This is a genomic window from Vibrio gallicus, from assembly GCF_024346875.1.
In the GTDB taxonomy this organism is placed as follows: domain Bacteria; phylum Pseudomonadota; class Gammaproteobacteria; order Enterobacterales; family Vibrionaceae; genus Vibrio; species Vibrio gallicus.
On the sequence record NZ_AP024871.1, the window covers coordinates 2233373 to 2244748 of the forward strand.

14 protein-coding genes are annotated in these 11376 nt (G+C 42.7%); 1 reads left to right on the forward strand and 13 read right to left on the reverse strand.

Annotated features, from left to right (window positions below; translation table 11 throughout):
* Nucleotides 1-4 precede the first annotated feature (4 nt).
* The 8 genes from OCU28_RS10400 to OCU28_RS10435 form a co-directional block, all read right to left on the reverse strand.
* Nucleotides 5-235, reverse strand: coding sequence for a thymidylate kinase (locus OCU28_RS10400; protein ID WP_261816108.1), 231 nt, complete (start codon nucleotides 233-235; stop codon nucleotides 5-7).
* Nucleotides 236-341: 106 nt separating this feature from the next.
* Nucleotides 342-998 carry a TIGR04219 family outer membrane beta-barrel protein gene (locus tag OCU28_RS10405; protein ID WP_261816109.1) on the reverse strand — a complete coding sequence of 219 codons (657 nt, stop codon included), beginning with the start codon at nucleotides 996-998 and terminating at the stop codon, nucleotides 342-344.
* Nucleotides 999-1067: 69 nt separating this feature from the next.
* The gene (locus tag OCU28_RS10410) at nucleotides 1068-1277 is read right to left on the reverse strand and encodes an envelope stress response protein PspG (RefSeq protein ID WP_261816110.1); all 210 of its coding nucleotides are present in this window, start codon (nucleotides 1275-1277) and stop codon (nucleotides 1068-1070) included.
* A gap of 175 nt (nucleotides 1278-1452) precedes the next feature.
* The gene (gene dusA / locus OCU28_RS10415) at nucleotides 1453-2433 is read right to left on the reverse strand and encodes a tRNA dihydrouridine(20/20a) synthase DusA (protein ID WP_261816111.1); all 981 of its coding nucleotides are present in this window, start codon (nucleotides 2431-2433) and stop codon (nucleotides 1453-1455) included.
* A gap of 221 nt (nucleotides 2434-2654) precedes the next feature.
* Nucleotides 2655-3458 (reverse strand): MetQ/NlpA family ABC transporter substrate-binding protein, encoded by an 804-nt coding sequence (locus tag OCU28_RS10420; RefSeq protein WP_261816112.1) that lies wholly within the window; start codon nucleotides 3456-3458, stop codon nucleotides 2655-2657.
* Between the two features lie 169 nt (nucleotides 3459-3627).
* Complete coding sequence (gene pgi, locus OCU28_RS10425; RefSeq protein WP_261816113.1) at nucleotides 3628-5280, reverse strand: glucose-6-phosphate isomerase; 1653 nt, start codon at nucleotides 5278-5280, stop codon at nucleotides 3628-3630.
* Between the two features lie 185 nt (nucleotides 5281-5465).
* Nucleotides 5466-6566 (reverse strand): alanine racemase, encoded by a 1101-nt coding sequence (gene alr / locus OCU28_RS10430; RefSeq protein ID WP_261816114.1) that lies wholly within the window; start codon nucleotides 6564-6566, stop codon nucleotides 5466-5468.
* An 8-nt stretch (nucleotides 6567-6574) separates the two neighbouring features.
* Nucleotides 6575-7975 (reverse strand): replicative DNA helicase, encoded by a 1401-nt coding sequence (locus tag OCU28_RS10435; RefSeq protein WP_261816115.1) that lies wholly within the window; start codon nucleotides 7973-7975, stop codon nucleotides 6575-6577.
* A 155-nt stretch (nucleotides 7976-8130) separates the two neighbouring features.
* Here OCU28_RS10435 and OCU28_RS10440 point away from each other — a divergent pair, with 155 nt between their 5' ends.
* On the forward strand, nucleotides 8131-8889 hold the full coding sequence (locus OCU28_RS10440) for a DUF481 domain-containing protein (RefSeq protein ID WP_261816116.1): 759 nt from the start codon (nucleotides 8131-8133) through the stop codon (nucleotides 8887-8889).
* A gap of 57 nt (nucleotides 8890-8946) precedes the next feature.
* On the opposite strand, the gene rplI is transcribed toward OCU28_RS10440, so the two are convergent.
* From rplI to rlmB, 5 genes are all read right to left on the reverse strand, one after another.
* Nucleotides 8947-9399, reverse strand: coding sequence for a 50S ribosomal protein L9 (gene rplI / locus OCU28_RS10445; protein WP_261816117.1), 453 nt, complete (start codon nucleotides 9397-9399; stop codon nucleotides 8947-8949).
* A gap of 30 nt (nucleotides 9400-9429) precedes the next feature.
* Nucleotides 9430-9657, reverse strand: a complete 228-nt coding sequence (gene rpsR, locus OCU28_RS10450; protein ID WP_000090472.1) for a 30S ribosomal protein S18 — start codon at nucleotides 9655-9657, stop codon at nucleotides 9430-9432.
* 16 nt (nucleotides 9658-9673) lie between these two features.
* Nucleotides 9674-9976, reverse strand: coding sequence for a primosomal replication protein N (gene priB, locus OCU28_RS10455; RefSeq protein WP_261816118.1), 303 nt, complete (start codon nucleotides 9974-9976; stop codon nucleotides 9674-9676).
* Nucleotides 9977-9984: 8 nt separating this feature from the next.
* Nucleotides 9985-10365 carry a 30S ribosomal protein S6 gene (gene rpsF, locus OCU28_RS10460; protein WP_261816119.1) on the reverse strand — a complete coding sequence of 127 codons (381 nt, stop codon included), beginning with the start codon at nucleotides 10363-10365 and terminating at the stop codon, nucleotides 9985-9987.
* A 266-nt stretch (nucleotides 10366-10631) separates the two neighbouring features.
* On the reverse strand, nucleotides 10632-11369 hold the full coding sequence (gene rlmB, locus OCU28_RS10465) for a 23S rRNA (guanosine(2251)-2'-O)-methyltransferase RlmB (RefSeq protein WP_261816120.1): 738 nt from the start codon (nucleotides 11367-11369) through the stop codon (nucleotides 10632-10634).
* Between the last annotated feature and the right edge of the window lie 7 nt (nucleotides 11370-11376).

Below are 11376 nucleotides of genomic sequence, written 5' to 3' on the forward strand. Positions count from 1 at the left end.
GAGGCTATAGTTCTTCTACACGCACTTGGGTAAAACCGACCGCCATAGCAGTGCGAGAAGCGGTATCCAGATCTGAGTACTGGCATTGCTCTCCATGTACATCGGTAAGGATTAAGACGCCTCCATCGGAATCTCGGAACTCCACCATCCATGCACCCTCTTGAGCCCCGGGTTCAACAATGGCCTCTACTAAGTTTTGAGATCTATATAAGACCCGCAATTCATTTATAGTCATAACAGCACATTCCTTTTTCTTATACTAAGGATGGACCAAACTGCTTAAATTGCGAGTTGAGAATTACTATCAAAAAGGGGCTAAAGCCCCTGAAAAGAATTATTCGCTAAAAGGTAATCTTGCTGCCAAGAAACCAACCATCGACAAAACCATACGCCTTCTTATCATACTCTTTAAAAGTATAATCTAAGACCCTATAGCCTCCCCTAAAAATAACGTCGATAGAATCGCACTCTATGCGGTATTGTATCCCTGCTGTCATATCAGCACTCTTAATCTTACTTGTCTCACCAAAATCGAACTCACCTATTACAGCGAAATTACTATTTGGTACCGCAATCAGGGCGTTTGCATACCAACTAAAAATCGTGCTATCAAAATCACCACTTTCAGTTGCGTCATAGCGATAAAAGCTATTGCGGTAATCTGATAAAGTAAAGCCAAGATCTAGCGCAAGGTTGTCAGTACGTAAAGGGCGGTAATAAAAGGTATAGTCGTACTTATCATGAGCAATATCGGGGGTATCTAACTTTGTATAACGCAGTCTAAAGTTGGGGAGATAAGGTACATCATGCTCAATCGATGCGGAAAAGGACGGAATGGTATCATCTTCCTTTCGCGTCTCTTTTATCTTGGTGCTCCCCCAAAAAACATCAGCAGTTACGCTACCTTGTAGTCCATAATCTTCTGGTTGCGCCTGTGCACTTATAGGCATAGCCAATGCACTAACAGATACCACTGTCACAAGCGTGCATTTGTTCATTTAAAACTCCTACCACTCTTTAAATTCAATCAATTAGAGTGATACTAGCACAACAAATCAACACATTTATTAATTACTGGTAGCGATAAACTTTTGATACAGAAAATAGACAATTACAGCCATCAGTACGTAGGGAATAAACTTAACTAAGGCCCCTAGGAAACTCATTACTAAGGCTATAAAAAATAGGCTAGCGAATGCAATCAAGAACCCCATAAAAGTAATGCCTGTAACAAACAATATCCCTATAAACATGAATATCATCAGTAACTCACCCATTGTGACTCCCTAGTATCATTAAAATCTATCTATTAATGTAGATAGCAATAAGCTTGCCAAGTTCCATTCAGGCTCCATTTATCAATAACTTAATAGCAAAAAACAGCTGAAAAGCATCCCTTTCCAACTGTTTACTGTTATCTAAATGGCTAAATAAACCAAGAGTTAGTGTTTTTTAAACCTCTAACTCTTGCGGGATCTTTGCCAGAGCCGCTTGTAGCACTTCTAGGCCAGAGCCTTTTTTATGTGCATTTTCGCTGATATAACGTCGCCATTGGCGTGCACCTGGCATTTGCTGGAAGAGTCCCAACATATGACGTGTAATATGACCGAGGTATGCACCCTCACTTAGTTGCTGTTCTATATACGGATACATCAGCTTAACTACGTCACTACGTTTAATCACAGGCTTATCTTGACCAAAGATTCGTTGATCAACCTCTGCTAGAATATAAGGGTTTTGATATGCCTCACGGCCGATCATCACACCATCTAAGTGCTGCAAGTGCTGTAAAGACTCATCCAAGCTTTTTACTCCACCGTTTACCGCTATATCTAAATGAGGGAAATCCTGTTTAATTTGATACGCTCGTGGGTAATCTAATGGTGGAATTTCTCGGTTTTCTTTAGGGCTTAAGCCACTAAGCCAAGCTTTACGGGCATGGATAGTAAAATGCTCACTTCCTCCCTGCTCACTCACTATAGAAATAAAGCGAGTTAAGAATTCATATGAATCTTGGTCGTCGATTCCGATACGTGTTTTAACGGTAACAGGAATAGAAACCTCAGACTTCATCGCTGCAACACACTCTGCCACCAGCTCAGGATCCGCCATTAAGCACGCACCAAATCGACCGTTCTGAACTCGATCTGACGGGCAACCTACATTAAGGTTCACTTCGTCATATCCTCGCTCTTGAGCTAGCTTTGCACAATGAGCTAAGTCTTTTGCATTCGACCCGCCTAGTTGTAACGCAACAGGGTGTTCACTTTGGTCATGCTTTAAGAAGTCACCCTTGCCATGAATAATTGCACCTGTAGTAACCATCTCGGTATACAGCAAAGTATTCTGTGACAACAGCCTGTGAAAGTATCGGCAATGTCGATCCGTCCAATCAAGCATAGGAGCGACGGATAAGCGTGAGGATGAATGCATAATTTAGACCTTATATTGAGCTAAACAACACCTATCCAATGCTAATCGATAAGTATTGCTATAAGTGAAAGCGACTGGAATCATCTAGCCCTTCAACTTTGAGGTGCGGATTATACGGTGTGGTTGAATATCCATCAATCCCAGAATCTCACTAAATTAAAAAAGCCTGCTTAGACATTGTCTTGGCAGGCTTTAGTTTTTTTGGAAAGATTCAACTACAACTAAAATGCAGGCTCAATCGTTCCTTTAAAGGTTTTTTCAAGGAATTCTCGCGTCGCTTGCGATTGGAATATTTTCACAAACTTCTGATAATCAGCATCATCTTTATGGTCCTCACGCGCCGCGATAACCATTACTGCTAGAGGGGCATCTTTGGCTTCGAGGAAAATACCTTGTTTCTTAGGGTCTAACCCGGAAGACATTACATAGTTCATAGTAATTGCCGCTGCATCTAAGTCATCTAATGCGCGAGGTAATTGAGCTGCATCAACCTCTACAAACTGTAGCTGCTTGGGATTAGAAGTGATGTCTTGTAGTGTCGCTTTAAATCCAACATCAGACTTTAAGGTAATAAGCTTTGCTTGAGCAAGCAGTAGTAGGCCTCGACCACCATTGGTTGGGTCATTTGGAATACCGATTCTTGCTTTATTTGGTAACGCAGCTAAAGAGTCGAATTTATCTGAGTAGATTCCCATTCGCATCAAAATAGAGCGGCCAATAGAGGTTAGATGCGAGTCATGCCCTTGGTTATAGTTATCTAAAAACGGTTGATGCTGATAACTGTTTAAATCAATACTGCCATCGTCTAACGCCGCATTAGGTGTAACGTAATCTGAGAATTCAACAACTTCAACTTTTAGGCCTTGTTTAGCCGCTTCTTTAGCCACCGCTTCCACCACCTGAGCGTGAGGGCCGACAGTAGCACCAACCTTAATCACCTTAGCTTCTTCCTTACCACAAGCTGTTAGGCCTAAAGCCAACGCTGAGATTAGTGTCAAACCTATTACGCTCTTAATCCCTTTCATTCTAACTCCATAATTCATTTAAGACTTCTAGCCATCTAAATGCCTATGTTACTCCATTATTACGAGATTGCAATTCACAACAGATATAACCTTTAAGTATATTTAATAAGGTGCAATATAAAAAAAGACCAGCACTAGGCTGGTCTTCTGTCTAACTAAACGTTAAGGCTTAACTGCGCAGTTGTTTAAACGCATTAATCAAACCATTAGTTGAGCTATCATGAGAGTCCACTGCGGTGTTGTCGGCCAACTCAGGTAAGATTTGGTTTGCTAGTTGCTTACCAAGCTCAACCCCCCATTGGTCAAAGGTAAAGATATTCCAGATAACACCTTGAACAAAGATCTTGTGCTCATACATAGCAATTAGGTTGCCTAAAGTACGTGGAGTAATCTGTTTAACTAAGATGGAGTTAGTTGGGCGGTTACCTTCAAACACCTTGAATGGTGCTAGTTCAGCGATTTCAGCGTCAGATTTACCCGCAGCCTTTAATTCAGCTTCAACTACTTGTTGTGACTTACCAAATGCCAGCGCTTCTGTTTGAGCAAAGAAGTTCGACATCAGTTTTTGATGATGGTCACCTGTTGGGTTGTGGCTTACTGCTGGCGCAATGAAATCACAAGGAATTAGCTTAGTACCTTGGTGGATCAACTGATAAAACGCATGTTGACCATTAGTACCTGGTTCACCCCAGATGATTGGACCTGTTTGGTAATCTACTGCGTCACCATTGCGGTCAGTGTATTTACCGTTTGATTCCATGTTACCTTGCTGGAAGTAAGCGGCAAAGCGATGCATATACTGATCATAAGGTAAGATAGTTTCTGACTCAGAACCATGGAAGTTGTTATACCAAATACCAATCAGTGCCAAGATGGTTGGTATATTGTTTTCTAGTTCCGTTGAACGGAAATGGTTATCCATCTCGTGAGCACCAGCAAGTAGCTCAACAAAGTTGTCGTAACCTACACCTAGTGCAATAGAAAGACCGATTGCAGACCATAGAGAGTAACGACCACCAACCCAGTCCCAGAATTCAAACATGTTGTCAGTATCAATACCAAACTCAGACACTGCTTGGCCATTGGTAGATAGAGCTGCGAAGTGCTTAGCAACGTGTGCTTCGTCAGTTGCAGAAGCCAAGAACCAATCACGAGCAGAGTGTGCGTTGGTCATTGTTTCTTGAGTAGTAAAGGTCTTTGATGCTACCAAGAATAGTGTTGTCTCAGGGTTAACTTTCTTCAGTGTTTCAGCAATGTGGGTGCCATCTACGTTTGAAACAAAGTGCAAATTTAGATGATTTTTAAATGGTGATAGCGCTTCAGTCACCATGTAAGGACCTAGGTCTGAACCGCCGATACCGATATTTACAACATCAGTGATAGCTTTACCTGTATAGCCTTTCCAGTCTCCACCGATTACACGATCAGTGAATGACTTAATTTTGTCTAAAACTGCGTTTACTGCAGGCATCACATCTTCACCATCTACAACAACTGCAGTGTTGCTGCGATTACGCAATGCGGTATGAAGAACAGCGCGACCTTCTGTTTGGTTGATCTTAGCACCAGAGAACATTGCATCGATTGCCGATTGAAGTTCGGTTTGCTTAGCAAGATCAAATAGATGAGTCATGGTTTGTTGATCGATTAAGTTCTTAGAGTAATCAACCAGAATGTCGTCACCAAACGCCTTCGAAAAATTAGTGAAGCGTTGTGAATCAGCTGCAAATAGATCTTTCATCTGCATATCTTGTGCTGACTCAAAATGAGCAGTTAGCGCTTTCCACGCTTCAGTTTGCGTTGGGTTAATGTTCTTCAACATATTTATTTCCTGTTTGTAATTTTAAGTTTGTTCGATTCTGGATAATAGAATCGAACCCCCCTCTGAAACTCGCAAAGTAGGCATGAAATTGTCATTGCCCAAAAATTATTATTGTGACAGCTTATTTTTTAGAGTATCGATTATCAACCAGCTAATTAGCGCACTTATTGATGTTCGTCACATTCTTATTGCCCAAGGTGATCTTTGGTGTAAATAGATATGACACGCGAAGTCAATTTAGTTACCAGTTCATAAGCAATCGTACCCACAAACCTAGCTACCTCTTCCACTGGTAAGTTGTCACCCCACATGACAGCTACATCACCAACTTCGTCACTTGCATCTGGCCCTAAGTCGACTGTCAGCATATCCATAGATACTCGACCAGCCAACGGGACCTTACGTCCATTAACGAATACTGGCGTTCCATTAGGTGCCGTTCTTGGATAACCATCGCCATAACCAATCGCGATAACACCAATTTTGGTATCTCTCTCTGTACTCCAGTTCGCGCCATATCCAACGCTCTCACCCGCCTTTAATTCATTGATGGCAATCAAGTGTGAGCGCAGAGTCATCACAGGTCGATAGCCCATCTGTGATGCATCGTTATGAGAAAATGGCGATACACCATACATGATGATCCCAGGTCTCACCCACTCAAAGTGGCTATCAGGTCGAGATAAAATACCAGAAGATGCTGCAATAGAGCGCTCTCCTTGGCAGTTTTCAGTCGTGGCTTCAAACAGCTCTATCTGCCGGGAAGTAATAGGGTTATCTAGCTCATCAGCACAACCAAAGTGGCTGATATAACGCAATGGCTTAGCGACATTTTTACAGTTATGCAGTCTTTCAATAAACTCATCGTACTGCTCTGGTCTAACACCCAAGCGATGCATGCCAGTATCCATTTTTAGCCATACCACAACGGAGCCATCTAACTCTGCTTGCTCTAACGCAACTAGCTGCTCTTCACAGTGGATAACGGTTTGAATATTATTGGTTACTAATATCGGTAGGTCATCTGGTGAATAAAAGCCTTCTAGCAATAAGATAGGTTTAACAATGCCACCTGACCTCAATTGCAGGGCTTCTTCTATTCGAGCCACCCCATACGCATCGGTGCCTACTGCATTTTTCGCCACTTCTAACAAACCGTGGCCATAGCCATTCGCCTTTACAACCGCGAGTAGCTTACTACTTGGCGCTTGATGATGAATTAGCTGGATATTGTGTTGTAGAGCATCGGTATTGATACACGCGACTGCGGCTTTTGAATTACTCATATTAATTGTTACTCATCATCATAATCAAAAGCTGGACCCGCATAGTTATCAAAGCGAGAAAATTGTCCTTGGAAGGTTAAACGCACTGAACCAATAGGGCCGTTACGTTGCTTACCTAGAATGATTTCAGCTGTGCCTTTCATGCTGCTATCTGGGTTATAAACCTCATCTCGATAGATAAACATAATCAAATCAGCATCTTGCTCGATCGCACCCGACTCACGCAAATCCGAGTTAATTGGTCGCTTATCAGCTCGCTGCTCCAAGGAACGGTTGAGCTGAGATAACGCAACAACCGGCACTTGCAACTCTTTGGCTAACGCTTTTAATGAGCGAGATATTTCTGATATCTCTAATGTTCGATTGTCTTGCATACCAGGTACACGCATCAGCTGTAGGTAATCCACCATTATAAGGCTTAACCCACCCGCATCTCGTGCTACACGTCGAGCACGAGAGCGCAGCTCTGTTGGCGTCAAGCCTGAACTATCATCAATAAACATGTTCTTCTTCTGCATCAGAAGCCCCATGGTTGATGAAATGCGTGCCCAATCTTCATCATCGAGTTGGCCAGTTCGAATCTTAGTTTGGTCAACACGCGATAGTGACGCCAGCATCCTCATCATGATCTGCTCTGAGGGCATCTCTAGAGAGAAGATCAGCACTGGCTTGTCTGAATCCATCGCAGCATTTTCACATAGGTTCATCGCAAAGGTTGTTTTACCCATTGATGGACGCGCTGCCACTATGACCAAATCAGATGGTTGAAGACCTGCGGTTTTCTTGTTTAGATCATTAAACCCGGTACTAACACCGGTCACGCCGTCTTGCGGAGATTGATAAAGAACCTCGATGCGTTCAAGAGTACTTTCTAAAATACTTTCTACGTTCTGCGGTCCTTCATTGTCATTGCCTCGCTCTTCAGCAATGGCAAACACTTTACTCTCTGCTAAATCAACCAGATCACTGGAACTACGCCCTTGCGGATCATAACCGGCATCTGCAATTTCATTAGCTACACCAATTAGACTACGTACCACAGCACGCTCTGCTACTATCTCTGCGTAGGCATTAATATTGGCAGCACTCGGGGTGTTCTTAACCAGATCCGCAAGATAGGCAAAACCACCGACATCTTCTAGTTGTTCACGGCGCTCTAAAAACTCAGATAGCGTGATCAAATCCAGAGGCTGACTGTCATCAAGAATGGCTTTAACCGCTTCAAATACTAATCGATGTGGGCGACTGTAGAAATCGGATGCCATGACCTTTTCGGCCACTGTATCCCAACGCTCATTATCGAGTAATAAGCCCCCTATAACAGATTGCTCTGCCTCAATAGAATGGGGAGGAGTTTTTATAGCATCGACTTGCTTGTCTTGCTTGGCGTAGGTACGTTGTTCGGACATGGCTTAGCTCAATATCTAGTTTATTAACTGCATTATACTCAGATGATAGAAAAAATCGCGAAAGTAAGAGGTAGTTGCACAATTTTTACCTGTAGTTGACTATTTGCTTACTACTTAAGCTACAATGCACTCTTTTGAATATCCTGAGGTAATTTGTGTCGAAAAGGTTATTATTTTGTTTGGGGCTGCTGTCAAGTTCAGTACTTCATGCAGAAGAACTTTCTGATGCGGATATTGAAGGCCCCTCTCCGTGGCAATCAGAAGTAGAGTTTGGCTATCAATCTCACTCTGGAAACTCTAGCTCAAAATCCCTTAACTCTCGTCTCAGTGCCGAATACACCTCCGGTCGATATCGTGTCAATGGAGAATGGAAATATTACCTTCTCTACAAAGATGGCGATGAAGATAAAAGGCAATCTACTTACGATCTGCAGGGGGACTATAAGCTAGGTAAAAAGAGCTATGCTTACTCAAGTTTCAAAGGATATGACTCTAAATATAGCGCCTATTTCACTGACTATACGTTATCTGCAGGTTTGGGTTATCAGTTCACGAATACTGAAACCTTGGTACTTGAAGGGGAAATTGGTCCAGGTTTTCGATATCAAGAGCCGAACCTAGATGAAATAGATGATGACGATATTATCTTTCCTGACACCGTCCATGAGGCGATTGTCCGCGGTAATCTAGCCATTACCTGGAAACCAATCAAGAGCCTAGCTATAGGCACTGAATTCACCATTGTAGCCGGTAAAAGCAATATTCGTACTGATAATGAATTCTCGGTGGTCAATGAGATAACCGATGATATTGCACTTAAGATTGTCCATAACCGTCAGTACCATAACAAGGTACCAAATGGACTCAGCAATACCGACTCAGTTACGTCGATTAACCTACTTTTCCTTTTCTAACAGGCATAAAAAAACACCAGCCGAAGCTGATGTTTTTAAGCTAGTCTTTACTGAAAATTACTCAGCAGCAACAACTTGTAGCGTGATAGTAGCAAAAACTTCAGAATGAAGTTGGATGCTAATTTCAAACTCACCGATGTTACGTAGAGCGCCTTCAGGAAGACGAACTTCGCTCTTAGATACTTCAACGCCAGCAGCAGTAATTGCGTCAGCGATATCACGAGTACCGATAGAACCGAATAGTTTACCTTCGTCACCAGCTTTAGATGCGATAACTACAGCTTCTAGAGCGTTAACGTTCTCAGCACGAGCTTGAGCAGCAGTTAGTTGCTCAGCAACTTTAGCTTCTAGTTCAGCACGACGTGTTTCGAACATTTCAACGTTAGATTTAGTTGCCATAACTGCTTTACCTTGAGGGATAAGGAAGTTACGAGCGTAGCCAGATTTAACGTTTACAGTATCGCCAAGACCACCTAGGTTACCGATTTTATCAAGTAGAATAACTTGCATTGTTTAATCCTCTTTAAATAAACCGACCGATTACTGATGCTTATCAGTGTACGGAAGTAGTGCTAGGTAGCGAGAACGCTTAATAGCGCGAGCTAGTTGACGTTGATACTTAGCGCTTGTACCAGTGATACGGCTAGGTACGATTTTACCAGCTTCAGTGATGTAGTTTTTAAGAGTTGCTACGTCTTTGTAATCAATCTCTTGTACGCCTTCTGCAGTAAAACGGCAGAATTTACGACGACGGAAGAAACGAGCCATGGGCTATCTCCTGATCTTAAATTTGAGTGATGTTGTCGGCATGCAGTACCAATTTCCCTGAGCCGTTTCGGCTAGTTTGATAAGTGACAAAACCACTTACCTTGATATTGCTGCCTTTAACTAGTTCTTGAGTTAAATTGTTTGACCTATTACCACTTACCACTACCGGCATTCGACAATATACTTGTCTTTCGAAGCTAGCTTCTACCACAGTTGAGCGATGCTCAAGCCAAAACTGACAATGTGGTATACCCGCAGGGCTATGGCGTCTAACTGGATCTTTCGCGATAACACCGCTCAAATCCAATCGATTGGTCATACAGTTAATTACTCAGCAGATGCTTCTGGCTTAGCTTCAGAACGCTCTTCACGACGTGGAGCACGCTCTTCTTTTTGCTTAAGCATGATAGACTGTTCAGTCTTAGCATCTTTAGTGCGCATGATCATGTTACGTAGAACTGCATCGTTAAAACGGAAAGCAGTTTCTAGCTCATCAATCACAGCTTGACCAGCTTCAACGTTCATAAGAACGTAGTGAGCTTTGTGAAGCTTGTTGATTGGGTAAGCCAGTTGACGACGACCCCAATCTTCTAGACGGTGGATAGTACCGCCAGCTTCAGTGATAGAACCAGTGTAACGCTCGATCATGCCAGCAACTTGCTCGCTTTGATCAGGGTGCACCATGAATACGATTTCGTAATGACGCATATGTTGCTCCTTACGGATTATTAGCTTCCACGAATGGCTCGGTCGTCCAGAGGAAGCAAGGAACTAAAGATAAATGACCGAGTTTTAAGGACGGCAAATAGTACAGAAATCAGGCAGCAAGATCAAGAGAAAAAGCCCCCTAGTTCATCATATTCTTTAAAAGCACTTTATTCGTACATTTAACAATCAGTTACCGACTACTAACGCCTTATTCCAGATAAAAAAACAGGAGCCTAAGTTCCTATTTGATAATTGCGATATACAACCTAGTTTTGACGCTGTCTCACTGCTTCAAATAAACAAATACCGGAAGCAACCGATACGTTTAAGCTTGATACTGACCCTGCCATTGGGATTTTAATTAAATCATCACAGGTTTCACGCGTTAGGCGACGCATACCATCCCCTTCAGCTCCCATAACGATAGCTAACGGACCATTAAGCTTACTGTGATAGATATCATGAGTCGCTTCTCCAGCCGTCCCTACAATCCATACACCTCGTTCTTGCAGGTGACGCATAGTACGCGCAAGGTTAGTTACGCGAACTAGAGGTACGGTTTCAGCAGCCCCACAGGCTACCTTGCTTACCGTTGCTGTGAGCGGTGCAGACCTATCTTTAGGTACAATAACCGCAGCCACACCAGCGGCATCAGCGTTACGTAAACAAGCACCTAGGTTATGCGGATCGGTAACACCATCTAAAATAAGCAGTAGTGGGGTTTCATGGCCTACCAATACGTCATCAAGGTCATTTTCATTTAATGCTTTAGTCGGTTTTACTCGCGCAATAATCCCTTGATGATTAGCACCTTTTGCTTTCTCATCTAATGGCTTACGGCCCATTTGTTGGATAGATATACCATAGGTTTGTAGCAGCTTAAGTAAAGGCAATAGACGGTCATCTTGACGACCTTTAAGTACAAATACCTCAATAAAACGTGCAGGGTCTTTTTCCAACACGGCTTTTACCGCGTGAATACCGTAAATAAATTCGTTACTCATTAATTAA

Excerpts from the sequence above, each read along its gene's own strand:
- pgi (WP_261816113.1), bottom strand. The coding sequence starts at position 5,280 with ATGTTGAAGAACATTAACCCAACGCAAACTGAAGCGTGGAAAGCGCTA.
- rpsF (WP_261816119.1), bottom strand. The coding sequence starts at position 10,365 with ATGCGTCATTACGAAATCGTATTCATGGTGCACCCTGATCAAAGCGAG.
- OCU28_RS10420 (WP_261816112.1), bottom strand. The coding sequence starts at position 3,458 with ATGAAAGGGATTAAGAGCGTAATAGGTTTGACACTAATCTCAGCGTTG.
- priB (WP_261816118.1), bottom strand. The coding sequence starts at position 9,976 with ATGACCAATCGATTGGATTTGAGCGGTGTTATCGCGAAAGATCCAGTT.
- OCU28_RS10400 (WP_261816108.1), bottom strand. The coding sequence starts at position 235 with ATGACTATAAATGAATTGCGGGTCTTATATAGATCTCAAAACTTAGTA.
- OCU28_RS10405 (WP_261816109.1), bottom strand. The coding sequence starts at position 998 with ATGAACAAATGCACGCTTGTGACAGTGGTATCTGTTAGTGCATTGGCT.
- rplI (WP_261816117.1), bottom strand. The coding sequence starts at position 9,399 with ATGCAAGTTATTCTACTTGATAAAATCGGTAACCTAGGTGGTCTTGGC.
- OCU28_RS10410 (WP_261816110.1), bottom strand. The coding sequence starts at position 1,277 with ATGGGTGAGTTACTGATGATATTCATGTTTATAGGGATATTGTTTGTT.
- alr (WP_261816114.1), bottom strand. The coding sequence starts at position 6,566 with ATGAGTAATTCAAAAGCCGCAGTCGCGTGTATCAATACCGATGCTCTA.
- dusA (WP_261816111.1), bottom strand. The coding sequence starts at position 2,433 with ATGCATTCATCCTCACGCTTATCCGTCGCTCCTATGCTTGATTGGACG.
- OCU28_RS10435 (WP_261816115.1), bottom strand. The coding sequence starts at position 7,975 with ATGTCCGAACAACGTACCTACGCCAAGCAAGACAAGCAAGTCGATGCT.
- rlmB (WP_261816120.1), bottom strand. The coding sequence starts at position 11,369 with ATGAGTAACGAATTTATTTACGGTATTCACGCGGTAAAAGCCGTGTTG.
- rpsR (WP_000090472.1), bottom strand. The coding sequence starts at position 9,657 with ATGGCTCGTTTCTTCCGTCGTCGTAAATTCTGCCGTTTTACTGCAGAA.